Origin of the sequence: Methylobacterium sp. 391_Methyba4, assembly GCF_029691625.1 — a bacterium.
Lineage (GTDB): Bacteria > Pseudomonadota > Alphaproteobacteria > Rhizobiales > Beijerinckiaceae > Methylobacterium > Methylobacterium fujisawaense.
Genome location: NZ_CP121475.1, coordinates 6,542,442 through 6,567,494 on the forward strand (window position 1 = coordinate 6,542,442; position 25,053 = coordinate 6,567,494).

Below are 25,053 nucleotides of genomic sequence, written 5' to 3' on the forward strand. Positions count from 1 at the left end.
CCTGGCGCATCGGGAAGGACGATCTTCGCTGGCGCCCGCGACCTGGCGGGGGCGGCAGGATCGGGAGATGGAGCGGGCGCACCACGCCGAACGGCATCGCCAGATCTCCGGCGCGCGACGACTCTCAAAGGTTGGCGATTGCGCCGCCGGCCAGGCGTCCATGGCTTTGACAACCTCGGCTCGCCATGAGACCGCTCTAGGGTGTTGGATGCACGCGCCTGTCGCGTGCCACGGCCAACACGGTGAACGGGCCTGCCTTCTCTCAGGGCGGCAACTGAAGGGTCGTTCGGCGCGCCGTCATGGCGGCGCATACGCGCGATCGTTCGGGCTCAACCGCGGAAGCAGTCCGCTCGGTCAATCCCTGAGGCCCCGTGAAACAGCGCCACGCCGTGATGCACAGAAGTTCGAACGTGACGATGTGCATCCCAGCCTGCCTGATGGACGGTGGCGCGATGGGCGCGCTCATGCGCGCGCACGACTGGGACGCCTCACCGCTCGGCGATCCCGCGACCTGGCCGCCATCCTTGACGACGCTGACAGGCGTCATGCTCGGTTCGAGGCAGCCGACCTTCGTCATCTGGGGGCCCGAGCGCAGGCTCCTCTACAACGATTCCTTTGCCGGGCTTCTCGGCGCCGCGCATCCGTCCGCGCTCGGTCGCGACTATCTCCAGGTCTGGCACGACCTCGGCGCCGAGCTTGGATCCTTCGTGGACGAGGCCTGCTCCGGTCGCTCCGTTGACACGGCCGCGTTCGAACACGTCGTGAGGTCGCCCGACGGGGGCCGGTTCTCGTTGTCCTACGTGCCCATTCGCGATCCGGCCGGGCGCGTGGATGGCCTGTGGGGCACCTGCACTGAGATCGCGGACCAACGGTTCGTCGAGGGGGAGCGGCAGGAGGCGGATGCGACGCTCCGCGAGAACGAGGAGCGACAATCGTTCCTGCTGGATCTGAGCGACGCGCTTCGGCCGCTGAACACGCCCACCGACATCGTCGAAGTGGCCGCCCGGCGTCTGGGCGAGCGGGTCGGTGCGAGCCGCGTATTCTACGCCGAGATCGCCGGCAGCCTGATGACGGTCGAACGTGAGTACGTCCACGGCGTCGGCTCGATCATCGGCGAGCACTCGCTGGCGGCGTTCGGCCCGGACCTGCTGGCAGCCTACCGCGACGGCGTGGTCGTCGCGGTCGACGACGTGCCCTCGGATCCCCGGTTCACTGTCGAAGCCCGGGCGGGCTTACGGTCACGCCAGGTCGGCGCCTTCGTCGATGTCGTTCTGTTTCGGGGTGACGAATGGGTCGGCCTGCTCGCGGTGCAGAGCGCGACCCCGCGCGCCTGGACGCCAGCGGAAGGCAACCTGATCCGGGAGGTCGGCGAGCGCGTCAAGGCTGCCACCGAGCGGGCCCGTGCCGAAGTGGCGCTGCGCGAGAGCGAGGAGCGTCTGGCGGCGATCTTCTCGGCTGCGTCCGTCGGCCTGTCCGAAGTGGATGCGAGCGGCCGCTATCTTCGGGTCAACACGGAGATGTGCCGCATTCTCGGACGGTCCGCAGACGAGGTTCTCTCGATCGGCGTCGCTGATGTGACCGATCCAGCCTATATCCCGCAGAGCTTGGCGACGATCGCGCAGGCGTTCGAGACCGGGCACAGTTCTGCCCTCGACAAGCTCTATCGTCGTCCCGACGGCACGTCCATCTGGGCGAGCAGCAGCGTCAGACGTCTCGACGATGGGCAGGGCAGGTTCAAGGACCTGCTGGTCGTCACGGCGGATCTCAGCCATCGCCGGGAGGCAGAGCAACGGCTGGCCGAAAGCGAGCGCCGCCTACAGCTTCTCAACGAGACGCTCGAACTTCAGGTCTCGGAGCGCACGGCCGAGCGCAATCTATTGGCCACGATCGTCGAAAGAACCGACATCATGGTGATGGCGTCGGATCTCAACTACAACATCCTGGCCATCAATAAGGCGAATGCGGACGAGTTCGAGCGCATCTATGGCGTACGGCCGAAGGTCGGCGACAACATGCTCGACCTTCTGGCCGATCAGCCTGAACACCAGGCCCAGGTCAAAGCGGGTTGGGGACGCGGGCTGGCCGGCGAGGAGATCACCCTCGTCCAGGAGTTCGGCGATCCCGGACGCGTCCGCCCCGCCTATGAGATCAGTTTCCGCACCCTGCGCGGAGCGGATGGCGAGCGCACGGGCTGCTATCAGTTCGTCATGGACGTGACAAAGCGGTTGCGCGATCAGGCCGAGCTGGTCCTGGCCCAGGAAGCCCTCCGCCAATCCCAAAAGCTGGAGGCGGTCGGCCAGCTTACGGGCGGAGTGGCGCACGACTTCAACAACCTTCTGACCATCATTCGCTCATCCGTCGATTTTTTGCGTCGGCCCGATCTGCCGGAGGTCCGCAAGCGCCGCTACCTCGACGCGGTCTCCGAGACGGTCGACCGGGCCGCCAAGCTGACCGGCCAGCTCCTCGCCTTCGCGCGCCGTCAAGCGCTGAAGCCGGAGGTGTTCAGCGCCGGGCAGCGGGTGAGTGCGATCGCCGACATGCTCGACACGCTGACCGGCGCACGCGTGCAGGTTCTGATCGAGGTGCCGGACACCGCCTGTCATGTACGGGCGGATGTGAGCCAGTTCGAAACGGCCCTGGTCAACATGGCCGTCAACGCCCGCGATGCCATGGACGGTGAAGGCACGCTCATCCTCCGGGTCACCGGGGGGGCGGCGCTGCCGGCTGTTCGCGGCCATGCAGGGTGCGAGAAGCCGTTCGTGGCGGTCTCCCTGACCGACACGGGGACCGGCATTTTGCCGGACCGGATCGAGCGGATCTTCGAGCCCTTCTTCACCACGAAGGAGGTTGGTCGAGGCACGGGTCTCGGGTTGAGCCAAGTCTTCGGTTTCGCCAAGCAGTCGGGCGGCGACGTGGATGTCCGGAGCGTCGTCGGCCGGGGCACCACATTCACGCTCTATCTACCCGAGGTGGCTGCGTCCGATCTGTCGTCCGGTGAGCGCATCCAGGAAATGGGGCTGGCCCCGCTGGGCTCGGGTCAACGCATCCTGGTCGTCGAGGACAATATCGGAGTCGGCCAGTTCGCGACCCAGATCCTGGAGGATCTGGGCTACCGGACGGCATGGGCCGGCAATGCCGAGGAAGCGTTGGACCGGCTGGGTCGCGACGGTGACGGGTTCGATCTGATCTTCTCCGACGTGGTCATGCCGGGCATGGGCGGCGTCGCGCTGGCGCGTGAGCTGCAGCAGCGGTGGCCGGATCTGCCGGTGGTCCTCACGTCGGGGTACAGCCACGTGCTCGCCCAGGAAAGCGACCACGGATTCGCGTTGCTGCACAAACCCTATTCGGCCGAGCAACTCGGGCGCATCCTGCACCAAGTCCTCGGCGTGCGGTCCAAGCTCACGGCCCCGGCGGCCTGACGGCAAACGCGGTCAGGGGGTACGCGCGGTTTTGCGGGGGACCCTCGATGCGCTGCTGGTTGGTCGCTCGCAGGTGGGCCCCACTGAATCCGTAAAGCGGAGGCCAAGCGCCGACGATCATCTTCCCGGCCGGGGCCGCCGCTCAACGCAACGGGGTCACTCTGCGCCGAGAGGAGGAATGCGGGGTGGATGCAGGGCACCGTCCCAGGTCGGCATAGGTCTCACGGCCGCGCGGGCTGCGGCCGAGGGGCCCCGCGGTGTCAGGCCGAGCTTGGTCGGCATTGCTTGTTCTACCGGGCTTCCGCTCCTCAGAGCGCAGGGCTTTTGCGCGGCCGGGACCGGCGATCTGACCATTTGATGAGTGTGCCTGAGAGCGCCGTCACGGATACGGTGTCTATTGGCTGCTCAGAAGGGGCGTTTGCCGGGGAGACCCGACTGCGCCTGCGATTGGCCACGCTCGATTGGCGATGCGTGTTCCCGAGGCGAGAAACAGCTCAGCTTGAGACCATCACCGGGACGCGCAAACACGACTCCATGCGTCCGGTCGGTCCGGCCAACGGGCCAGTCCAATCTCAGTCAAAAGCGGAAACTACGGAGCGGTGACAGGTGGCTGGGGGACCTGGATTCGAACCAGGACTAGAGGAGTCAGAGTCCACCGTTCTACCGTTAAACTATCCCCCAAAGCCTGCAGCCGAGCGCATCCCTACCGGATGGGGCTGGGTGAAACCCGTTCCGTATCGAGCGGCGCCGGGCGTGGGCGGTGAGATAGGCGGAATGCTTCGGAAGGTCAACCGGTTGTTCTCCTGTTGACGCAGCCTCCGCCGCGGCCGTAACCGTAACGCCGCAGACCCGTCCGGAAGGGTGGCCGAGTGGTTTAAGGCAGCGGTCTTGAAAACCGCCGTGGGGGCAACTCCACCGTGGGTTCGAATCCCACCCCTTCCGCCAGCGGGTTTCGGTTGTGGCGGCCAACGCATTCCCCGGGGAGGGGCGGTACCGTCATCGGATCGAGGCGCAGACCGGGATCGAGGGCGTACGAAAAAGCCGCTTCCGGTTGGAATGCGGTCGTCTCCGATCGAGGCGCTGGTTCCGGGGGGCGGCACCGCGCGCGTCGATCTGGCGACAGAGGGCGATGCGTCCGCGCAGGGTCGAGACTTCGACCACGTCCAGACGAGTCGCGCCGGCAAGCTGCAGAAAGGCGGGCGATGATCGGCCTCTTGGCCCCTGTGTGCTTGCCCAGATCGGATGGCTTGGTGCTGCTGCTTTGTGTCAGCAGCAAAATGATCTCGGGAAACGGATTTCGAGCACCGAGCCCGTTGAATTCAAAAATCTATGCGTCGGCCGATCATAGTCTGCGCTGAAACTCAGGCATTGAGACGTCTGTAGACCTCAATCGCGTCGTTGATGTCTTCGTAGACGATTGCCCGCCCGTTCAGCAGCACGATGCCTTGGGTGCACCACTCGCGGAGCTGCTCCATCGAGTGGGAAATCATGATGATGTCGGCATTCTTGCGACGGGCGGAGAAGACTTCGTCACACCGCTTGGAGAAGCGCGCGTCGCCGACCGAGGTGAGCTCGTCGATCAGGTAGGTCTCGAACGGAATTGCCATACTCATGCCGAAGGCGAGCCGTGCGCCCATGCCCGATGAGTAGGTGTAGATCGGCTGCTCCAGATAGCTCCCGAGTTCCGAGAAATCCTCCACGAAATCAAGCACTTTCCGCGGATCCTCGCCGTAGATCCGGGCTACGAACATGACGTTGTCGCGGCCGGTCATCTTGGGATGGAATCCGCCCGCGAAGCCGAGCGGCCACGACACACGCCGGCCTCTATAGACCTTGCCCTTGGTCGGTTCCTCGGTGCCCGCCAGGATCCGCATCGTCGTCGACTTGCCGGCACCGTTGATGCCGAGGATGCCGTAACAGATACCTTGCTTCAGGGTGAAGGATGCCCGGTCCAGGACGATTCGCGGCGCGCCGTTGGCGCGGTAGATTTTCGTGACGTTCTCGAATCGGATCACGGGACTGCTCGTACGGCACAGCGGCCTGATGGTCTTTGGGTCGGAGGTAGAGCACCTGAAGGTGGCCAAAACTGGGAATGACAGCGGTCGGGTCAAGCCGTTGGCGTTCCCCCTGGGGCCGCCCCGATCGACACCGGTCATTCGGATCTGCGCCCGGTGTCTGGGCCGCCCGCTTGGGGACCGCGTGCGGCAGCGTGGGCCGTTCGGATGCCTCCAGAGGACAAAAGGCCCTGGCTCGGCCGGCGCCGAGGCCAGTGCGCCGGAACCTAGCGCGCAGGCCGCCTCAGCCTGCTTCAGCGACTACCCTGCGACGCGGCCCATGGGGGTAGCCGGGGACAGGCGATCGTAATCGCCGCTGGGCCAGGTGGCGATGCGCCGGAATCCGTCTCGCGGCGGAGTCGCGTCCTCCCAGTCTGTCCCGGCAGCGTTCGGCCACGGGGAGAGGATGGCTTTCGCGGCCTGTGGCCCTTTACGCCCGCCGCAGCAGGCTGGGCATCCGCAACTCCGAGGCGCGGCTGCGCGGTGAAGGATGGCGTGATCCGGACAGGCGCGGCTCCACCTGACCGATCTGATCGAGCAGGAGCGGGCGAGCGAAGTAATAGCCCTGCGCGCAGCGGATCTGCGTCGCCCCGAGAAGGTAGGCGACCTCCTCGTAGGTCTCGACGCCTTCGGCCACCACCGACATGCCGAGCGCCGCGCCGAGCGACTCGATCGCCTTCAGGACGATCTGGCTGCGCGGTCGCTTGTCGATGTCGGTGATGAAGGAGCGATCGATTTTCAACTCGTCAGCGGTGATGTCCGCCAAGGCCGACAGGGACGAGTAGCCGACGCCGAAATCGTCGATCGAGACCCGCGCTCCGATCGCCCGGATCCGCGGGAGCACGTCTCGCTGAAAGCGGCCCGCCGTGAAGAAGGCCTCCTCGGTCAGCTCCAGGACGAAACGCTCCGCGAGCCCGGTCTCGCCGAGGGAGGCACAGAAGGCGGTCATGAAGGGCACATCGCAGGCTTGCTTCGCGGCGATGTTGAGGCTCACGGTGACGTCCGGGCCAAACACCTCATCGATATCGGGCATCGACCGAACGGTCTCGGCCAGGACCTGGAGCGTGATCTCGTTGATCAGGCCGAGCTCGATGGCGAGGGCGATGAAATCGCCCGGCGCCTGGATCATGCCGAGTTCGTCCCGCCAGCGCAGAAGCACCTCGACGCCGGTGACGGCATGGGTGCGCATGTCGACTTTCGGCTGAAAGGCGCAGCAGAAGCAGCGGTCGCGGATCGCCAGCCGGAGCCGCTGCTCCACAGCCATCCGGGCCGTCGCCGCCTGGCTCATCGCGTCGTCGAATAGGCTGACGCCGCCCTTCAACTCGCCCTTCACCCGGTACATGGCGTTGTCGGCCTGCCGGGCGAGGACCTCATAGGTGTCGCCGTGGTCCGGGAACAGGCTCACGCCGATGGAGGCGGAGGCGAAGATCTCGTGCCCGTCGATGAAGAACGGCTGCTTGAGCCGCTCCGAGATGGCGCGCACGGCTGCCAGCGCGTCGTCCCGATCGAGGACGGGATCGAGCAAGAGCACGAACTCGTCGCCGCCGATGCGGGCCAGCAGGTCGCTCGGGCGCAACGTCGCGCGGATCCGGTCGGACATCTTGCGCAGCAGGGCGTCGCCCGCGGCGTGACTGTAATAGTCGTTGATGTGCTTGAAGTTATCGAGGTCGATGAAGGCCAGGGCGAAACGGTCCCCGGGTCGTGATCCGGCCAGGACTTCGGCGATGCTTTGCTCGAACATCGTCCGGTTGGGAAGCCCGGTCAGGGCGTCGATGAAGGCCTTGGTGATCAGCTCCCGCTGAATCCTGTGATGACGCGTGACATCGGTGACCGTGGTGAGCGTGAAGCTGCCGTGATCCTCCGCGATCGGGTGGGTGCGCACCTCGACGACACGATCGCCGATGGCCTCGACATGCGCGGCCTCCCGAGACGAGCCCGCCGCGGCGGCGAGCGCGTGGACGGCCCTGTCGCCGAGAGCGCGCGCGGCGGCATTGGCCAGGGTGCACCCTCCCTGCTCGTCGAAGACCACGACGCCCACGGGGAGCGTCTGGATCACGGCTTCGAGCAGGGTCTGAGGCGTCGGGGAAGTCGGGGCGCTCATACTCCGCCCTGCTGCCAGAGCGGCGTGGCAGCGTGTGGTCCGGCCTGCGAGACGGTGTCGCCGGCCTCGAGGGGGCGGCGGAGCAGCCGACGATGCACGTGATCGAGCGCTGCGCCCTGAGCCCCCTCCGGACCCGTCTCGCGTCCGAGGCGCACGGCGCCGATCGGATCGTGGTCTTGGCCGCCGACCTTGTTCATGGTCGCGCCCCGCCACCGCTCCACGACGGCACCGATGAAGCCGGCGCCGGCGACCGCCGCGCCGTCCCCCGCCGCGGCGCCGCTCGTGTCGTTGCGCGGCTGGCGGATCGACGGGAGGCGCCGGAACGTCATCCGGACCGGGATCGGAACGCCTTCACCGAAGGCAATGACCTCGCCCGTCCCGAGCGACGGGATGAAGGTGAGCAGGTTGCTGGCGTCCGATACCGCTGCGGCCAGGAAGGCCTGATCGCGCGCGTTCGTCATCCGCATGGCGAACAGGGTGCTGCATTGCGACATGATGGTCGCGTCGAGTTCGGCCGGACGCTGCGTGACCAAGCCGAGATGGACGCCATGTTTCCGGCCCTCGCGGGCGATGCGCGACAGGGCGCGGCGGGTCGGCGTGAAGCCGACGGAGCGATCGGCCGAGGCGAAGCGATGCGCCTCCTCGCACACGAACAGCAGCGGGATCGCGCCCTCGCTCCAGATGCCGAACTCGAACGCCAGCCGGGACAGGACGCAGACGACGGCGTCCACCACCTCGCTCGGCAGGCCGGCGAGCTGCATGATCGTCATCGGCCGCCCATCCGGATCGAGGCGGAACAGGTGCGCCAGGATCTCGCCCATCATGTCGCCGCCGACATTGGCGTTGTCGAACATGAAGCCGTGCCGCGGATCGTTCCGGATCGCCTCGATCCGCGTGATCAGACGGTGATAGTGCATCCGGGAGACGCGATTCTCCAGCCGGCCCATCCGCTCGTCAATGAGGGCAATCAGGTCCTGGAGCACGTAGGGCACGGGCGTGTCGATCGTGTAGCCGCCGGCCTTGCCCAGTGTCCGCTTCACGATCTGCCGGTCGCTCGCCTCCTTGTACTGGGCGTACTTGCTCTTCGCGAGCGGGATGACTTCGGCGAGGATCTCGATCTCCTCGTCCACGGCTGGACGCCCGCCGTAGATCACGTCGGCGATCTCTTCGAGGTTGAACAGCCAGAACGGCAGCTTGAGCGTCCGCGGATTGATCACGCTCGCGCGGTCGCCGAAGCTGGCGGCGTATTCATTGTGTACGTCCAGCAGGAAGATGCGCACTGCCGGCTTGGCGCGCATCACCTCGTCCAAGATGATGGTCACGCCGCTCGACTTGCCGACCCCCGTGGCGCCGAGAACGGCGAAGTGCTTGGAGAGAAGGTCGTCGAGTTTGATGCAGGCGGGGGTTTCGGGGTCTTGGTAGAGCGCCCCGACGGCCGCCGTGTTGGCCACAGACACTTGGTGGACGATTCGCAGTTCGGAGGGGGACAGCAGCTCGACCGTGTCGCCGATCGCCGGGTAGCAGGTCACGCCCCGGCAGAATCCAGGCACCCCGTTCGTCTCGATGATCTGGCCGAGCAGGTCGAGGCTCGCAAAGGCCCCGGGTTCTCGCCCGCGCTCGTGGGCCGAGGCCAACGTCGTGACGATGCCCACGAGGATGGCCCCGCCCGCACGGATCCGGACCAGATTGCCGACCGTGACCCGCACGCTCGGTCGCCCGTTCCGGAGCCCGAGCTCAAGATGAACTTTCGACCCCTCGATGGAAGTCACAGACCCCATCTGCGACGCGGACTCGTCGTCCCGGAACGTCCCGTCGCCGCTCAGCATCATCCGCGCCCTGCTCTGAAACAGAATCGACACGATACTGCAGGGTGGTCATTAAAGTTCTGACAAAGGAATTCGCGCAAAAGCGTAATGCTTAACCGATGCTTTTTGTCTCAGTATTATCGCCCAGGTTGCGTGCGTCCTGTGCATCGGCTCGGGATACGGGCGGCCGCCACCCTTCGCGATCTCGGTGTCTCAGGGATTCCGGGTATTGGACGCAGCCTGAAAGCGGGCCACCTCACCGAGAGTACAGAATCGGACGGTGCGGTCGATCGCGGATGTCGGGCGCGCAGCTAGGCGGCCTGCCCGTCGCCGAAATGCTCACGCATCCAGCACTCGCCGGAAATGCGGGCTCCGTTCCGCGTTACGAAGGCGTAGGGCGACTTTTCGACGACCGTGCCGCCGTGGCTGCGGATGATCCATCGGAAGCACCGGGGATCGTCCCTGCACGGGACGATTTCGACCGTATGGGAGTGCATTGTTTCGATCGACATAGAGCAGTAACGCCGCAGCGCAGCAATCCGCTCCATGCGACGATCGCGGAGGGTTACTGAACCGTGCGGGCCCGCACGCGATTTGCGCCGTCTTGCCGCGTCAGACCATATCGCGCCGCGATCCGGGCCGAACCCGTCGACCGGATGCTACACCGGCACCGAGCAACAGGAAGTCTGCATGCCGATCAAGGCCATCAATGACCGCAAGAAGCTGTCCAGCGATTTCAACGAGGCCAATGACGCCTTCATCGACGAGGTGCTGAACGCGCTCCAGGGCGGACGCATTCCCCTCGATCTCGCCCGCGCCTATCTCGCGCATCCCGTGGCAATGATGCACACCGACGGGGCGCAGGCCGTCGCCAACTACTTCGAGCGCATGCTGGCCCAGCGACCGAATATCGACTGGACGCCGGGGAGTTGATGACGGTGTCGCTGAGTCGAGGAGAGGATGCGCGGATGACCATCGAAGAGATCGAGGAGCTGAACCGGGCCCGCGCCGCGCTGGCGCGTCAGCGGAATGCCATCGCCCGGCGCCTGGGCGGTCTCGACGTGGCGCCGATCTCTATGGCGGAGGATCTGACCCGGACGCTGCTGGCCATCGAAGCCGTGGATCGGGCCCTGGTCGATGCGGGCCAGCCCCATATGGACATCGGCCCCAGGCCGGAGGCCTAACCGACTCCGGCGCGTCAGCCCTCGCGGAGCCTTGCGCCGAACTCCCGGGCGGGCGTACAGGCTCGGGTGCTCTGAGGAGACCTGACGATGTCCGACCGCCTGCCCGGCTTCAACACGCTGGCGATCCATGCGGGCGCCGCCCCCGACGCCGCCACGGGCGCGCGCGCCACGCCGATCTACCAGACCACCAGCTTCGTGTTCGACGATGTCGATCACGCCGCGTCGCTGTTCGGGCTCCAGGCCTTCGGCAACATCTACACGCGGATCACCAACCCGACGAACGCCGTGCTGGAGGAGCGCATCGCGGCCCTCGAAGGCGGGACCGCCGCCCTGGCGGTCGCCTCCGGCCACGCGGCCGAGTTCCTGACCATGCACGCCCTGATGCAGCCGGGCGACGAGTTCGTGGCCTCGAACAAGCTCTACGGCGGGTCGATCAACCAGTTCAATCACTCGTACAAGAACTTCGGTTGGTCGGTGGCCTGGGCCGACAACGACGATCCCGCCTCCTTCGAGGCGGCGATCACGCCGCGCACCAAGGCGATCTTCTGCGAATCCATCGCCAATCCCGGCGGCGTCATCACCGACATCGCGGCGCTGTCGCAGATCGCCAAGAAGCACAACATCCCGCTCGTCGTCGACAACACCATGGCGACGCCGTACCTGATCCGGCCCTTCGAGCACGGCGCCGACATCGTCGTCCATTCGGCGACGAAGTTCCTCGGCGGCCACGGCAATTCGATCGGCGGCCTGATCGTCGACGGCGGCTCGTTCCAATGGGCGGGCGACGCGCGCTACCCGATGATGAGCCAGCCGCGGCCGGAATATTCCGGCATGGTGCTGGCCGAGACCTTCGGCAATTTCGGCTTCGCCATCGCCTGCCGGGTGCTGGGCCTGCGCGACCTCGGTCCGGCGCTCTCGCCGTTCAACGCCTTCCTGATCCTCAACGGCATCGAGACCCTGCCGCTGCGCATGCAGCGCCATTCCGACAACGCGCTGACGGTGGCCACCCATTTGTCCAAGCACGAGGCCGTGTCCTGGGTGAGCTACCCGGGGCTGGAGACCGATCGTTACCATGCGCTGGCCAAGCGCTACACGCCGAAGGGCGCCGGTGCCGTGTTCACCTTCGGTCTGAAGGGCGGCTACGAGGCGGGCGTGAAGCTGGTCTCGAACCTCCAGCTGTTCTCGCACCTCGCCAATATCGGCGACACCCGGTCGCTGATCATCCATCCGGCCTCGACCACGCACCGCCAGCTCACCGACGCGCAGAAGACCGCCGCCGGGGCGGGGCCGGAAGTGGTGCGCCTGTCGATCGGCTTGGAAGATCCGGCGGACCTGATCGACGATCTCGACGCCGCGCTCGAGGGCTGACACGGTCCCGCGCCACGAGCCGGCTCCGCCGTCGTCGCGCGCGCGGCGCGGCGACCGAGGGCAGCGGGCACTGGGTCAGCGTCGCACGGCTGGTTTGCTTCGCGACGCTCGCAAAGGCGGGGACGCCACGTTGCCGGCCGCCGCGCTCTGGCGCGACGGCCCGTGGGACGCTCAGAACGCGTCCGCCGCCAGCGCCATCGTGCTGTCCGCACCGGCCTTGATGCGGGCCAGGCGCAGGGCAGTCTCCGGCAGCATCCGCTCCATGTAGAACCGGCCGCTCGTCAGCTTCGACTCCCAGCGCGGGGAGGGCGCCTCGGCATGCTTGGCCTGGGCGGCCTTGGCGATCCGCGCCCACATGTAGCCCAGGGCCACGAGGCCGAAGAGGTGCATGAAGTCGGTTGCGCCGGCCCCGGCATTGTCGGGCTTGGCGAAGGCGTTCTGCATCAGCCACATCACCGCGCCCTGGAGATCGTTCAGCCCGGCCTGGAGCGGCTGGGTGAACGGCGCCATCGCGGGATCCTCGCCGTGGTCCTTCAGGAAGGTCTGGACCTCGCCCAGGAAGGTCATCATCGCCCGGCCGCCATCCTTCGGCAGCTTGCGGCCGATCAGGTCCATCGCCTGGATGCCGTTGGCGCCCTCGTAGATCATGGCGATGCGGGCATCGCGCACGAACTGCGACATGCCCCATTCCTCGATGTAGCCGTGGCCGCCGAGCAGCTGCTGCGCCTCGACCGCATTGGCGAAGCCGCGATCGGTGAACACGCCCTTCACCACCGGCGTCATGAGGCCGAGATAATCGTCGGCCGCCTGCCGCTCCTGGGCATCCTCGGAACGGTGCAGGATGTCGGCCTGGAGCGCCGTCCAGAGCATGAGGGCGCGGGCCGCTTCATTGAACGCGCGGATCTGCATCAGCGTGCGGCGCACGTCCGGATGGACGATGATCGGGTCGGCGGCTTTGTCGGGCGCCTTCGCGCCGGTCAGCGCCCGGCCCTGGAGGCGATCCTTCGCGTAGGCGGCGGCGTTCTGGTAGGCGACCTCGGACTGCCCGAGCCCCTGGACGCCCACGGCGAGCCGCGCCTCGTTCATCATCACGAACATGGCGTTGAGGCCGCGGTTCTCCTGGCCCACGAGCCAGCCGGTCGCGCCGTCGTAGTTCATCACGCAGGTGGCGTTGCCGTGGATGCCCATCTTGTGCTCGAGGGAGCCGCAGGACACGCCGTTGCGCGCGCCGAGGGAGCCGTCGGCGTTCACCAGAACCTTCGGCACCACGAAGAGCGAGATGCCCTTGGTGCCGGCGGGGGCCCCCTCGATCCGGGCGAGGACGAGGTGGACGATGTTCTCGGCGAGGTCGTGCTCGCCGGCCGAGATGAAGATCTTGGTGCCGGTGATGCTGTAGGCGCCGTCGCCGTTCGGCACGGCCTTGGTCTTGAGCAGCCCGAGATCCGTGCCGCAATGCGGCTCGGTCAGGTTCATGGTGCCGGTCCAGGCCCCTTCGACCATCCTCGGCAGGTACAGCGCCTTCTGCTCCTCCGTGCCGTGGACCAGCAGCGCCGCCATCGCGCCCTGCGTCAGACCGGGATACATGCCGAAGGCGAGGTTCGCGCCCGAGGCGAATTCCTGGATCGCGGTGTTCAGCGTGTGCGGCAGGCCCTGGCCGCCATAGGCTTCGGGCACCGAAAGTCCCATCCAGCCGCCGCTCGCATAGGTGTCGTAAGCGGCCTTGAAGCCCGTCGGCGTGCGTACCGTGCCGTCGGCGTCCCGGCGACAGCCCTCAAGATCGCCTGTCCGGTTGATCGGAGCCAGGACCTCCTCGGCGAGCTTCGCGCCCTCGCGCAGGACGGCCTCGATCACATCGGGTGAGGCATCGGCGAAGCCGGCCAGGTTGTCCCGGGCATGAAAACCGAGCACATCGGTGAGCAGGAACAGCGTGTCCTCAACCGGAGCGCGATACTGCGGCATCTCTGGCTTCCCCCGTCTGGTGCAGGCCCCTCGAGACGGCCCGCTGCCTTGGCCGCATGTAACCGCCCCGCCGCCTCCGGAGCAACGGCTCGACCCCGTCGCCGCCGGACCGGCGCACCCGGCCCACGCCGCCGGTCGCTCGCGACGATTACCGGGGCCCGGTGAACCTTAACCTCGTGTTTACCAAGAAAGTTAATGGTCGCCTCGAACGATCCGACGCGTGTGTTCGTGGATACCGAATTCCGGTCCGCCCTGCGCAGAGGAAACGGACGCCGACCGCTGCCGACGACAGGCCACCGATGACCCGCAACGCGATGCCGCAGCTCGACAGTTTCGATCCCGAGGTGCTCGACGCGGCGCGCGACGTGGCGGCGCGGGCGGGCGTGCCGCTCGAGACCTGGATCGCCTCAGTGGTGCCGCAGCAGCAATCGGCCGCTCCGGGAAACCGGCGGCACCGGCGCCGCCACCGCGCCGAGCAGGTCGGTTCCGGTGCCGTCCGGCCCGATGCCGCGCCGGATCGATCCGCCCCGGCCGCTCCGGACGGCGAGAACCCGGAGCCCCGCGCCGACGCCTACGGCCAGGGCATCGCCGCCTTGATGGATCGCCTGGACGGGCTCGACCGGGCCCTCGACCATGAGCGGCGTGCCGCCCAGGAAGCAGAGGCGCGGCGCCTCGCGGAGATCGAAGCCCGCATCGAGCGGGCCCTCAAGGCGGCCCCCGTCCAGCAGGTGACCGAACGGCTCGGCGATATCGAGCGGCGCATGTCCCAGCTCGGCGAGCAGGTCGCCACCACGCGCCAGCCCGGCCGCCGCGCGCGCCCCGCCGCCGCGGACATCCGCAATGCGGTCCAGGACATCCGGCAACGGCAGCGCGAGCTCGCCGAGACCGCCGGGCCGGGGGCCGCGATGTCCGCGACCGATGGCGGCGTCGTCGCCAGCATGCGCATGGACCTCGCGCGCCGGCTGGAAGCCCGGATCGAGGAAGGTGTCGCCCCGTCGACCGCCCTGATCGAGCTTCAGGAGGAGACCACACGCCTGCGCGAGGCGATCAACCAGCTGGCGACGAGCCGGGATATCGGCGCCCTGGAGCAGGCTGTCATCACCCTGGCCAGCGGCATCGAGCGGGCCCAGGCAGGAACCGATCTCACCGCCATCGCGGTGCCGATCGAGCAGGTCCGGGCGCAGGTCGAGCGCCTCGCCGAAGAGGTGGCCGAGAACGTCCACAGCCGCGTCGCGGAGGATGTCCGCCGCCTGGCCGAGCGCCTCGATTCCGCGGCGGCGACCGGCGCGGCCGATCCGGATGGTCGCACCCTCGCCGGCCTGTTTGCCGAGCTTGAGGAGATTCGCCGGCAGATCGGTGCCCTGGCGGGTCCGGAGCGGATACAGGGTCTCGCGCAGAGCCTTCAGGCGCTGAGCGCGCAGATTGCGCAGTTGCAAAGCCTGAGCGCCGGTCCGGACCTGCGCCCGATCCTGGAGGAGATCCGCAGCGACGTGAAGATCGCCGCGCCGGCCGCGCTGGCGGAGCAGATCCAGGCGCTTGCGGAGAAGGTCGACCTCCTCTGCGCCCGGGACGATTGGTCCGAGCGGACCGGTGAGACCGCCGCCCGTCCGGACGGGATGGCGTCGATCCACGCCATGCTGCGCAGCCTCGCCGACAAGGTCGATCAGGTCGGCGCCCGGGCCGAGCACGAAGGGCTCGACGCCCTGGAGCGGCAGGTCGTCTCTCTGGCGGGGCGCCTCGACGCGCCGCTGAGCGTCGATCCGGCGCTGGCCGGCCTCGAGCGCACCATGGGCGACTTGCTCCGGCAGGTGACGGCTCTCCGGGACTCCGCCCCGACCGAGGCCGTGGTGGAGCGCGCCGCGCGCAACGCCGTGGCCCAGACCCTCCAGGGTTCCGGTCTCGGCACAGCCGAGTCCGGGGAGATCGGCCTCCTCCGCGCCAGCTTGGCCGATATGCAGGCCCGGCAGGTCGCGTCCGATCAGCGGCTCGGCGCCACCCTCGATGGCGTCCAATCGGCCCTTGAGCGCCTTCTCGTCCGGCTCGGCCCGGCCGAGTCCGTCCCGCCGCGGGTCCCGTCCCTCGACGAGCGCCTGATGTCGTCGACGAGCGCGGAGGCGACCCTCGCGCCCGTCGAGGCGCGCGCGAAGACACGGCGGGACGGCATCGAGGCGTCCCGCCTCGCCGACGACCTGCTCGAGCCCGGCAGCGGCCGTCCGCCGCGCGAGCCGCGCTCGCCCAGAGAGCCGTCGGCCCGCCGGCCGATGCAGGAGCGGATCGGCGACGCGGCCGCCGCGCGGATCGCGGCCGACGCAACCTCCGAGACCGACATCAAGACCAGCTTCATCGCCGCGGCGCGACGGGCCGCCCAGGCCGCGCAAGCGGAGCTGGTCGCGGAAGCGCCCGTGGAGCGCCGGGAGACCCGGGGCGAGCGGGCCGCGCTGCTGCCCAGCGCGACGACGGGGCGGCTCGCGCGGCTGCGCGCCGAGATCGATCGCCGCCGCCGCCCGCTCCTGCTCGGGCTCGCCGCCATCGTGCTGGCGCTGGGCGCGCTCCAGGCGATCACCATGCGCAGCGCGGATGAGCCGCAAACGCCCGCCCCGGCGAGCCAGATCGCGCCGTCACGCGGGGATGCCGCCGACATCCAGAAGAAGGCTCCGGACGCCGCCAAGGAGACGCTGGACGCGAAGCCGGCCGTGGCCGATCCGACCACGACCCAGTCGCTGCCGAATCCCGCTCCCGCGGAGACGCACTCCACCGCCAAGCCGGCGGTGCCGCAGGTCTCCGGCATGAACGCCCTGCAGGCCGATCTCGGCAACCTGCCGCCGGCGCTGGCCAAGGTGAAGCTCGCCGCCCTCGAGGGCGACGGCACGGCCATCTGGGACCTCGCCACCCGGGAGGCCGACGGCCGCGGCATGCCGCGCGATCTGTCGGTCGCGGCAAAGCTCTACGAGAAGTTGGCCTCGGCCGGCTACGCCCCCGCCCAGTACAAGCTCGCCGGCCATTACGAGAAGGGGTCCGGCGTCGTCCGCGATCTCGACAAGGCGAAGCTCTGGTACGGCCGTGCCGCCGAGCAGGGTCATGCCCGCTCCATGCACAATCTGGCGGTGCTCTATGCGGAGAACCCGGTCGCCAACGGGAAGCCGGACTTCGCATCCGCGGCCTCGTGGTTCCGCCAGGGAGCCGAATTCGGCGTCCGCGACAGCCAGTACAATCTCGGCGTTCTCTATGCCCGCGGCCTCGGCCTGACGCAGGATCTTATCCAATCCTACGCGTGGTTCTCGGCCGCGGCGAGCCAGGGCGACGACGATGCCGGCAAGAAGCGCGACGACGTGGCCAACAAGCTGAGTCCCTCCGATCTCGCCAGCGCGAAGAGCCTCGCGGCCAACTTCAAGCCGCGAAAGATTGACGCGGCGGTGAACGAGCCGCCGGCGTCGAAGGCCCCCGCCAGCCCGCCGATGTCGCTGCTCGGGGCGCCTTTGCCCAGCGCGGTGCCGTCCACGGCCTCGCCCCGCCGGGGCTGACGGCTTTCCTGAAGCCGGCGCCGCAGCCGCGCCGACCTTGACCGCCGTGCCGCGATGCGGGAACGCTCCGGCGGGGCGGCATCGACCGCGGTCGGATCGCGCGGGTCGCCAACCCTAGCCGATGCCCGGAGGATGGATGGCGCACCGGAACTCTGTCCCGCTGAGCGCCATCGTCCTCGGCATTGCCGGCCTCATTCCCTTCCTGGGATTTGCGGCCCTCGCGGTCTCCGGTACCGATGGCGGCCTGAGCAGCATCGGCCTGTCGCCGCGCACCATCCTCTCGGCCTACGGTGCGGTGATCGCCTCGTTCCTGGGCGGGATCCGCTGGGGCGCGGCCGCGGCGCGCAATGCCGGCAACGGCGACTATCTCGTGGCCATCGTGCCGTCCCTGGTGGCCTGGGCGGCAATGGCGGCGCCTGCACCCTGGGATCTGCGGATCCTCGGCGCCCTGGTGCTCGCCTGGGGGCTGATCGATCAGGATCTGCCCCGCCGCGGCCTCGTTCCGCTCTGGCTCGGCCGGATGCGCCTCGTCCTCTCGGGGGTTGCCGGGGCCGCGCTCCTCGTGGCGGCATGAGGCAGGCGGGGACACCGCGAGACGGGCGGCGCGCGCCGTCAGGTCTCGCGTGTCATCTCGCGCAGGAGCTTCAGGACCGCGTCGCGGCGTGCCGGTGACTTGATCGCCCGGAACAAGGCGGCGGCCTCGGCGGATTGCTCGTCAATCTGATCCTGCTCTGTCGCTGCGAGCCGGTCGTTCTGCAGGAAATAGGTCGGGCAGACGTTCAGCGTGACTGCGATCCGTTCCAGAAGCCAGCGCGTCGTCGGCGGGGTCACGTCGTCTGTCATCCCGTTGAAACTCGCGTTCTGCCCGCTGGACCGATTCAAACGGCAGAGCTTTCCACCGCCACCCTAGCCTTTCAGCGTCGGCGATGCCATCCTCAGGTTGCGCTCGATGTATCATTTGTCGCAATGCGTGCACCAACGTTGAGATCGGGCATGCCGCATTCGAAGCACCTGGACAGGACCTTCAGCGTGTTGCGCGATCTGGAGCGGGCTGCGGCGCCCGACGAGATCGCGCGATTGCTGGTCGACGCCTTCACCCGCTACGGGGTGTCGTACGTGATGGCCGGGATCGTTCCGACGCCTGGCCTGCCGGCGCGGCGGCATGCCGGATTCGTCCTCACGAGCACCATGCCGGAGGGGTGGGCACGCCGGTACGTGACGCGGGGCTACGCGCTCCATGATCCCACGGTCCGGCGGCTCTGCACCAGCGCGACGCCCTTCGACTGGAGCACCGTGCCGCCGGACACGCCGATTGCGAGCCGCATCATGAACGAGGCCGGCGATTTCGGTATCCGCGCAGGCATCACGATCCCGTTCGTGACCCTCGATGGCGAGCCGGGCGGGATCAGCGTGTCCGGGGAGCGGATCGAGATCGATCCGGCCGAGCGCGTCGCGGTCAATCTGGTGGCGACCTACGCGGTCGGCCAACTCCTGCTGATGAACAGCCGCCCCTCCGCGCAGGCGCCGGCGCGCCTCTCGCCGCGGGAGCGCGAGACCCTCCAATGGGCGGCCGAGGGCAAGACCGATGTCGAGATCGGTATGGTCATGGGCATCACGGCAGCCGGGGTCGACTACCATCTGCGCTCGGCGCGGGCGAAGCTCGATACCGTCAACCGCGCCCACACCGTGGCGCAGGCGCTGCGTGCCGGCCTGATCACGTAGGGCCGGCACGGTCGGCTCCGGAGCGCGCGCGAGCGCGGCCCGCTCGGGCCCGGCAAGGTCTGGACCGGTGGGCCCTCACGCACGCAAACCCTACGGTTTCTCGTAGTACCCAGGTCTTCGCGAAACGAAGAAAACCCACGTCAATCCAACGTGAGGTTACTTCGTGATCCATATCGTCACCCCCGCCAACGCGCATCGCTACGCCGATGCGATGGAGCAGGCCTGGCGCCTGCGCCACGACATCTTCGTGGCAGAGAAAGGCTGGACCGAACTCGCCCGCCCGGATGGCCGGGAGATCGACCAGTTCGACACGCCGCATGCGGTCCACTTCCTCGCCATGGAGGGCGACGCCGTCATCGGCTACAGCCGGCTGCTGCCGACAACGCGCCCGCATCTTCTGTCCGATGTCCTGCCTCAGCTCTGCGAGGTCGAGCGGCCGGTCGGCCCGCAGATCTGGGAATGGACCCGCCAGGGCGTGGCGCGCTCGCACCGCGCGAAGGGCCGTGTGGTCAACCCGGTCTCGATCGCGCTGCTCACCGGCATCGTCGAATGGGGGCTCGCCCACGGGGTCAACAGCCTGCTGCTGCAGATGCCGACCCTCTACATGATCCACGTGATCCAGCTGCATTTCCGCCCGCAGCCCCTTGGCCTGCCGGTTCAGATCGCCGGCGAGGAGATCATGGCGGCCACAGCCCGGTTCGATGCCCGAACCCTCGCCAAGCTGCGCGCGGTCCGCGGCGACAGTAACTCGGTCCTGGTCTCCGAACCCGCTTACCTGGTGGCTTGAGGATGATGTTCGACAGCAAGGATGTGGCCCTGGACGCGCTCGCCGCACAGTGCCTGCGGGTGCGCGAACTCGTCGACACGGTCGGAGACCCGCTGATGCGGGCCGTCATCGACCTCCTGCTTCTCGAGGTCGCCCGGGCCCTGGCCGAGACCAGCCCGCAGGAGCGCGCAGGCGGGGCGTGAAGCGGTCGCCGGCGGACCGCCCACACGAAACGGCGGGCGTCCCTGAGGACGCCCGCCGCTCTTCGTCCGGAGTTTAGGCGCCCATCGCCGTCTTCAGGTTCTGGTCGACCTTGTCGAGGAAGCCCGTGGTCGAGAGCCACTTCTGATCGGGGCCGACCAGGAGCGCGAGGTCCTTGGTCATGTGACCCGCCTCGACCGTGTCGACGCAGACCTTCTCCAGGGTCGCGGAGAACTTAGCGAGATCGTCGTTGCCGTCGAGCTTGGCCCGGTGCGACAGGCCCCGGGTCCAGGCGAAGATCGACGCGATCGAGTTGGTCGAGGTCTCGCGGCCCTTCTGGTGCTCGCGATAGTGGCGGGTGACGGTGCCGTGGGCGGCCTCGGCCTCCACGGTCTGGCCGTCCGGCGTCATCAGCACCGAGGTCATCAGGCCGAGGGAGCCGAAGCCCTGCGCGGCCGTATCGGACTGCACGTCGCCGTCGTAGTTCTTGCAGGCCCAGACGTAGCCGCCCGACCACTTGAGGCAGGAGGCGACCATGTCGTCGATCAGGCGGTGCTCGTAGGTGAGGCCGAGCGCCTTGAACTTCGCCTCGAACTCCTCCTCGTAGACCTTCTGGAACAGGTCCTTGAACCGGCCGTCATAGACCTTGAGAATGGTGTTCTTGGTCGAGAGGTAGACCGGGTACTTGCGCGCCAGGCCGTAGTTCATCGAAGCGCGGGCGAAGTCGATGATCGACTGGTCGAGGTTGTACATCGACATGGCGACGCCGGCGTCGGGGAACTTGAACACCTCCTTCTCGATGACCGTGCCGTCATCGCCCTCGAACTTGATGGTCAGGCGGCCCTTGCCGGGCACCTTGAAGTCGGTGGCACGGTACTGGTCGCCGTAGGCGTGGCGGCCGATCACGAAGGGCTGGGTCCAGCCGGGGACGAGGCGCGGCACGTTCTTGCAGATGATCGGCTCGCGGAAGATCACGCCGCCGAGGATGTTGCGGATCGTGCCGTTGGGCGACCGCCACATCTCCTTGAGGTTGAACTCCTTCACGCGGGCCTCGTCCGGCGTGATGGTGGCGCATTTCACGCCGACGCCGTGGCGCTTGATCGCCTCGGCGGCGTCGACCGTGACCTTGTCGTTGGTGGCGTCGCGGTGCTCGACGCCGAGGTCGTAGTATTCGAGATCGACATCGAGATAGGGGTGGATCAGCTTGTTCTTGATCTCGGCCCAGATGATCCGGGTCATCTCGTCGCCGTCGAGCTCGACGACGGGGTTCGCTACCTTGATCTTCGCCATGGACCGATGCCTTCCCGCGTTGTCCCCGCGCACGGCATGCAAGGGCCGTGCGGTCGTCGACCCGAGTGCCCTGTGGGGCGCCCCAGGCCGGAATCGCCCCGCGACATAGCGCGGGCCACCCGGCGACGGAAGGCGCGCACTGTCATCCGGCCGGCTTCGTCACCCGACCCTCGACGGCGCGGGGCTGCCCGTGTCAGACGGCCCGCATGACGAGCCGAGACGTGCCGGGCGACGCCCCGAGGAAGGTCACCGAACTCCCGCCGGGGATCGCCCCGGCCGTGATCCTGGTGGAGCCGCAGCTCGCCGAGAATATCGGCATGACGGCGCGCGCCATGGCGAATTTCGGCCTGTCGGAGCTGCGCCTCGTCAATCCGAAGAACGGCTGGCCCAAGAAGGGGGTGCGCGAGGCGGCCTCCGGTGCGACGCACGTCCTGGACCGGGCGACGATCTTCGGCAGCGTCGCCGAAGCCATCGCCGATTGCCGGTACGTGCTGGCGACCACGGCGCGGGAGCGCGGGCAGATGAAGCGGGTCTTCGCCCCCGAGGAGGCCATGGGCGAACTCGTGGCGCGGGAAGGGCAGCGCACCGCGGTGATGTTCGGCCGCGAGCGGGTCGGGCTCACAAACGACGAGGTGTCGCTCGCCGACGCGATCATCACCTTCCCGGTCTCACCGGATTTTCCGTCGCTCAACCTCGCGCAGGCGGTGCTGCTGGTCGGCTACACGTGGCGGCAGGCGAGCGGCCGGGCCCGGCTGCCCTTCTCGGGCGAGCTTCTCTCGCCGCCGGCGACCCGCGAGGCGCTGGTCGCGCTGTTCGGAAGCCTCGAGGCCGCGCTCGACGCGGCGGGCTTCTATCCGCCGGAGAAGAAGGAGATCATCGCCCGCAACATGCGCGACATGCTCCACCGCATGAGCCTGACCGAGCAGGATGTGCGGACGTTTCGCGGTGCCCTGCGGGCCCTGACCCGCAAGGGAGTCTGATCAGCCGGAGGCCGACTTCATCTCTGGAGGCTTGCCGCCGCCGAAGCATCGGCCGACCGCCTCCCAGAACGCCGCCTGCTCCTCGGGGGTGCATTGCGCCATGCGCGCCTCGACCTTGGCGCGGCCGGCCACCGCATCGGGCGTCGCGGCCACCTCGGACTCGCTCGGGTTTCTCGCCTCGGCCATGGGCAATCCTCCGTTGCAGAACGAAAGCTCAGCTGGGCCGTGCGGTTCCGTTCCGCGGCGCAATCGGGCATGGAGTCGGCGGTTCGCGGAGCGGCTGCGCGGCAGCGGGACGAGGGCGGGGTATCGGGTGCGGCTCAGCGTGGACAATCTGGCCTGCCGCCGCTCCGGCCGCCGCATCTTCTCCAACCTGTCCTTCGCCCTCGGACCCGGCGATGCCCTGGCGATCACCGGGCGGAACGGTGCGGGCAAATCGAGCCTGCTCGCCATCCTGTCGGGCCGGTTGCGGGCCGATGCCGGGCGGATCGCCGTCGCCGAGGTCGGGGAAGCGAGCCTGCCCGAATGCCTGCATGCCGTCGGCCATCGCGACGGATTGAAGAGTGCCCTCACGGCGGGCGAGAACCTCCTGTTCGCGCAACGGCTCCTGGGTGCGCCGCGCCTGGATCCGCGCGACGCGCTGGAGCGGCTCGGCCTCGGTCACGCCCACGATCTGCCGGTGGCCTATCTCTCCGCGGGACAGCGGCGGCGTGTGGCCCTGGCGCGGCTCCTCGTCTGCGCCCGGCCGCTCTGGCTCCTGGACGAGCCCACCGCAGCCCTCGATACGGCCTCGCAGGCGGTGCTCGCCGAACTGATGGAAGGACATCGGGCCGGGGGTGGCCTCGTGATCGCCGCCACCCACCAATCCCTCGGCCTCGCCGGCGCGGCGGAACTGCGCATCGAGGCTTCCGCCGCGGCGCCCTTGGCCGACGTCCCCGAGGATTGGGCATGATCCGCGCGGTCCTCGCCCTCATCGCCCGCGACCTGCGCCTCGCCGGCCGGGTCGGCGGCTCCGGTGCCCTGTCGCTGGTCTTCTTCCTGATGATCGTCGCCCTGGTGCCCTTCGCGCTCGGGCCGGACCTGAACCTACTGTCGCGGATCGGTCCCGCGATCCTGTGGCTGGCCGCGGTGCTGTCGACCCTGATCGGCCTCGACCGCCTGTTCCAGGCCGACGAGGAGGACGGTTCCCTCGACCTGATGACCGCCGCGCCGGTGCCCCTCGAACTGGTGGTGCTCGCCAAGGTGACGGCCCATTGGCTGACCACCGGCCTGCCGCTCGCGCTCGCCGCGCCGCTGTTCGGTCTGCTGGTGGCCCTCGACGGTACCGCCATGAGCGCTTCCGCGCTGACGCTGCTCGCCGGCACGCCGGCTCTCAGCTTCATCGGCGCGGTGGGCGCCGCGCTTACGGCCTCGATCCGGCGGGGCGGACTGATCCTCGCCGTGCTGGTTCTGCCGCTGATGATCCCGACGCTGATCTTCGGCGTCTCGGCCGCGCAGGCGGCGAGCGGGGGGACGGTGCCGTTCCTCGTGCCGCTGGCCGTGCTCGGAGCACTGACGTTGATCGCTGCCGTGGTCGGAACGCTGGCGGCGGCGGCGGCGCTGCGTTGGCCGGAATAGCCGAAGCTCTCTTGCGCAACGCGGCCAGCACTCATCGTTGCGCAAGCAGTGCCGGCTTCTTCGTTCCGATGTCTTCGGTCGGGCCGGTCGAATGCTGTCCGGGTCCTCGGCTGTGGCCGAAGCCGGCGACCGGATTTGGCTCCGGGCGCGTTGACGCGCGGCGCCCCCCTCACTATAGAAGCCGCTTCGCCGAGAGGCCGCGCTTTCGCGCGCGCTGCGTCTCGGCCATCGCCAGACAACCTGACGCGACGACCGATTTCCGGCCAAGCCGGCCCGTCGGCATCGCCCGACGAGAAACACGAGGACTTACATGGCCAACACAGCTTCGGCCAAGAAGATGACCCGCAAGATCGCCAAGCGCACGGCGATCAACCGCTCGCGCCGCTCGCGCATGCGGACCTTCGTCCGCAAGGTCGAGGAGGCCATCGCCACCGGCAACCAGCAGGACGCGCTCGCCGCCCTCCGCGCTGCCGAGCCCGAGATGATGCGCGCCGCCCAGCACGGCATCGTTCACAAGAACAACGCCTCGCGGAAGGTCTCGCGCCTCGCCGCCCGCGTGAAGGCGCTGGCCGCCTAACACCCACGCACCACCGAGACGGTTTCAAGCCCGGCCTTCGCGCCGGGCTTTTTCGTGCGCGCTGTCCGGGCGCGATGGCTCGATGCCGGCTGCGTGCGCCCGCCGAAACCGTTAACCCTATCCAAGAATCAACGCGATTGCAGAGTCCGGAAACGGCGTGTAGCTTAACAGAAACTGACACCGGGCAAGCAAAACACGACGATTTCGGGACTCAAGCGAATCAATCTGATTCGCCAAGACTCTAGCGCCCGTGTTCAGCCGTGCCGGGAACACTTCCGAATGGGAATCCACGCCGTCCCCACAAGTCCCACTGTTAAAGGAACCGTAGGTAATTGTTGATAGGCTCTCCCAATCGGCAAAAGTTCCTCGCGGTGGGGTTGACTCCGTCCAGGGGACTCTGTCCCGCCGGTTCTTGCGGGACGCTGAGGGCGTAAATCGTGCGTACGCGCGGACTGCGGACTTCCGCGGGCCGCGTCGGGAGAGCCAGTG

Annotated in this window: 20 protein-coding genes and 2 tRNA genes; 14 read left to right on the top strand and 8 right to left on the bottom strand. The window is 68.3% G+C overall.

Going from position 1 to position 25,053, the window contains the following annotated elements; translation table 11 throughout:
• The first annotated feature begins 392 nt into the window (after positions 1-392).
• Positions 393-3,419 (top strand): PAS domain S-box protein, encoded by a 3,027-nt coding sequence (locus tag P9K36_RS30900; RefSeq protein ID WP_347568061.1) that lies wholly within the window; start codon positions 393-395, stop codon positions 3,417-3,419.
• 607 nt (positions 3,420-4,026) lie between these two features.
• Here P9K36_RS30900 and P9K36_RS30905 read toward each other — a convergent pair.
• Positions 4,027-4,100 (bottom strand) — tRNA-Gln (locus P9K36_RS30905).
• Positions 4,101-4,274: 174 nt separating this feature from the next.
• Here P9K36_RS30905 and P9K36_RS30910 point away from each other — a divergent pair.
• Positions 4,275-4,364 (top strand) — tRNA-Ser (locus P9K36_RS30910).
• A gap of 416 nt (positions 4,365-4,780) precedes the next feature.
• On the opposite strand, the gene P9K36_RS30915 is transcribed toward P9K36_RS30910, so the two are convergent.
• The 3 genes from P9K36_RS30915 to P9K36_RS30925 form a co-directional block, all read right to left on the bottom strand.
• Positions 4,781-5,434 carry an ABC transporter ATP-binding protein gene (locus tag P9K36_RS30915; RefSeq protein ID WP_043346135.1) on the bottom strand — a complete coding sequence of 218 codons (654 nt, stop codon included), beginning with the start codon at positions 5,432-5,434 and terminating at the stop codon, positions 4,781-4,783.
• 469 nt (positions 5,435-5,903) lie between these two features.
• A complete protein-coding gene (locus tag P9K36_RS30920) occupies positions 5,904-7,574 on the bottom strand; it encodes an EAL domain-containing protein (RefSeq protein ID WP_043760550.1) in 1,671 nt (556 codons plus the stop codon).
• Entirely contained in the window at positions 7,571-9,403 is a 1,833-nt protein-coding gene (locus P9K36_RS30925) for an ATP-binding protein (RefSeq protein WP_236961677.1), read from the bottom strand. Before P9K36_RS30925 ends, P9K36_RS30920 begins: the two co-directional genes overlap by 4 nt.
• Positions 9,404-10,069: 666 nt before the next feature.
• Between P9K36_RS30925 and P9K36_RS30930 the strand changes: the two genes are divergently transcribed.
• The 3 genes from P9K36_RS30930 to P9K36_RS30940 all read left to right on the top strand — a co-directional run bounded on the left by P9K36_RS30930 (position 10,070) and on the right by P9K36_RS30940 (position 11,931).
• Positions 10,070-10,312, top strand: a complete 243-nt coding sequence (locus tag P9K36_RS30930; RefSeq protein WP_043346132.1) for a hypothetical protein — start codon at positions 10,070-10,072, stop codon at positions 10,310-10,312.
• Positions 10,313-10,347: 35 nt separating this feature from the next.
• Complete coding sequence (locus P9K36_RS30935; RefSeq protein WP_043380487.1) at positions 10,348-10,563, top strand: hypothetical protein; 216 nt, start codon at positions 10,348-10,350, stop codon at positions 10,561-10,563.
• An 87-nt stretch (positions 10,564-10,650) separates the two neighbouring features.
• Positions 10,651-11,931 (top strand): O-acetylhomoserine aminocarboxypropyltransferase, encoded by a 1,281-nt coding sequence (locus P9K36_RS30940; protein WP_053608749.1) that lies wholly within the window; start codon positions 10,651-10,653, stop codon positions 11,929-11,931.
• Between the two features lie 171 nt (positions 11,932-12,102).
• Here the strand turns inward: P9K36_RS30940 and P9K36_RS30945 are convergent, their stop codons facing one another.
• The gene (locus tag P9K36_RS30945) at positions 12,103-13,890 is read right to left on the bottom strand and encodes an acyl-CoA dehydrogenase C-terminal domain-containing protein (protein WP_278306394.1); all 1,788 of its coding nucleotides are present in this window, start codon (positions 13,888-13,890) and stop codon (positions 12,103-12,105) included.
• Between the two features lie 299 nt (positions 13,891-14,189).
• Between P9K36_RS30945 and P9K36_RS30950 the strand changes: the two genes are divergently transcribed.
• Positions 14,190-17,411, top strand: a complete 3,222-nt coding sequence (locus P9K36_RS30950) for a hypothetical protein (protein ID WP_278306395.1) — start codon at positions 14,190-14,192, stop codon at positions 17,409-17,411.
• A gap of 136 nt (positions 17,412-17,547) precedes the next feature.
• A complete protein-coding gene (locus P9K36_RS30955; RefSeq protein WP_043346119.1) occupies positions 17,548-17,985 on the top strand; it encodes a DUF3429 domain-containing protein in 438 nt (145 codons plus the stop codon).
• Between the two features lie 38 nt (positions 17,986-18,023).
• On the opposite strand, the gene P9K36_RS30960 is transcribed toward P9K36_RS30955, so the two are convergent.
• A complete protein-coding gene (locus P9K36_RS30960; RefSeq protein WP_043346122.1) occupies positions 18,024-18,254 on the bottom strand; it encodes a hypothetical protein in 231 nt (76 codons plus the stop codon).
• Positions 18,255-18,404: 150 nt separating this feature from the next.
• Here P9K36_RS30960 and P9K36_RS30965 point away from each other — a divergent pair, with 150 nt between their 5' ends.
• The 3 genes from P9K36_RS30965 to P9K36_RS30975 all read left to right on the top strand — a co-directional run bounded on the left by P9K36_RS30965 (position 18,405) and on the right by P9K36_RS30975 (position 20,102).
• Complete coding sequence (locus P9K36_RS30965; protein WP_278306396.1) at positions 18,405-19,133, top strand: autoinducer binding domain-containing protein; 729 nt, start codon at positions 18,405-18,407, stop codon at positions 19,131-19,133.
• Positions 19,134-19,296: 163 nt separating this feature from the next.
• Positions 19,297-19,920, top strand: coding sequence for an acyl-homoserine-lactone synthase (locus P9K36_RS30970; RefSeq protein ID WP_043346116.1), 624 nt, complete (start codon positions 19,297-19,299; stop codon positions 19,918-19,920).
• Between the two features lie 2 nt (positions 19,921-19,922).
• Complete coding sequence (locus tag P9K36_RS30975; RefSeq protein WP_043380476.1) at positions 19,923-20,102, top strand: hypothetical protein; 180 nt, start codon at positions 19,923-19,925, stop codon at positions 20,100-20,102.
• Between the two features lie 73 nt (positions 20,103-20,175).
• Here P9K36_RS30975 and P9K36_RS30980 read toward each other — a convergent pair whose 3' ends face one another.
• On the bottom strand, positions 20,176-21,390 hold the full coding sequence (locus tag P9K36_RS30980) for an NADP-dependent isocitrate dehydrogenase (RefSeq protein ID WP_043380473.1): 1,215 nt from the start codon (positions 21,388-21,390) through the stop codon (positions 20,176-20,178).
• 206 nt (positions 21,391-21,596) lie between these two features.
• Here P9K36_RS30980 and P9K36_RS30985 point away from each other — a divergent pair, with 206 nt between their 5' ends.
• The gene (locus tag P9K36_RS30985) at positions 21,597-22,370 is read left to right on the top strand and encodes an RNA methyltransferase (RefSeq protein ID WP_052083785.1); all 774 of its coding nucleotides are present in this window, start codon (positions 21,597-21,599) and stop codon (positions 22,368-22,370) included.
• Here the strand turns inward: P9K36_RS30985 and P9K36_RS30990 are convergent, their stop codons facing one another.
• Entirely contained in the window at positions 22,371-22,556 is a 186-nt protein-coding gene (locus tag P9K36_RS30990; protein ID WP_043346103.1) for a hypothetical protein, read from the bottom strand. It lies immediately after the preceding gene.
• 127 nt (positions 22,557-22,683) lie between these two features.
• Between P9K36_RS30990 and ccmA the strand changes: the two genes are divergently transcribed.
• The 3 genes from ccmA (at position 22,684) to rpsT (ending at position 24,564) form a co-directional block, all read left to right on the top strand.
• Positions 22,684-23,322, top strand: a complete 639-nt coding sequence (gene ccmA, locus P9K36_RS30995) for a heme ABC exporter ATP-binding protein CcmA (RefSeq protein ID WP_043760561.1) — start codon at positions 22,684-22,686, stop codon at positions 23,320-23,322.
• A complete protein-coding gene (ccmB, locus tag P9K36_RS31000; protein WP_043760563.1) occupies positions 23,319-23,987 on the top strand; it encodes a heme exporter protein CcmB in 669 nt (222 codons plus the stop codon). The genes ccmA and ccmB overlap by 4 nt, the downstream gene beginning before the upstream one ends.
• A 310-nt stretch (positions 23,988-24,297) precedes the next feature.
• Positions 24,298-24,564 (top strand): 30S ribosomal protein S20, encoded by a 267-nt coding sequence (gene rpsT, locus P9K36_RS31005; protein WP_007561677.1) that lies wholly within the window; start codon positions 24,298-24,300, stop codon positions 24,562-24,564.
• Positions 24,565-25,053: the final 489 nt, after the last annotated feature.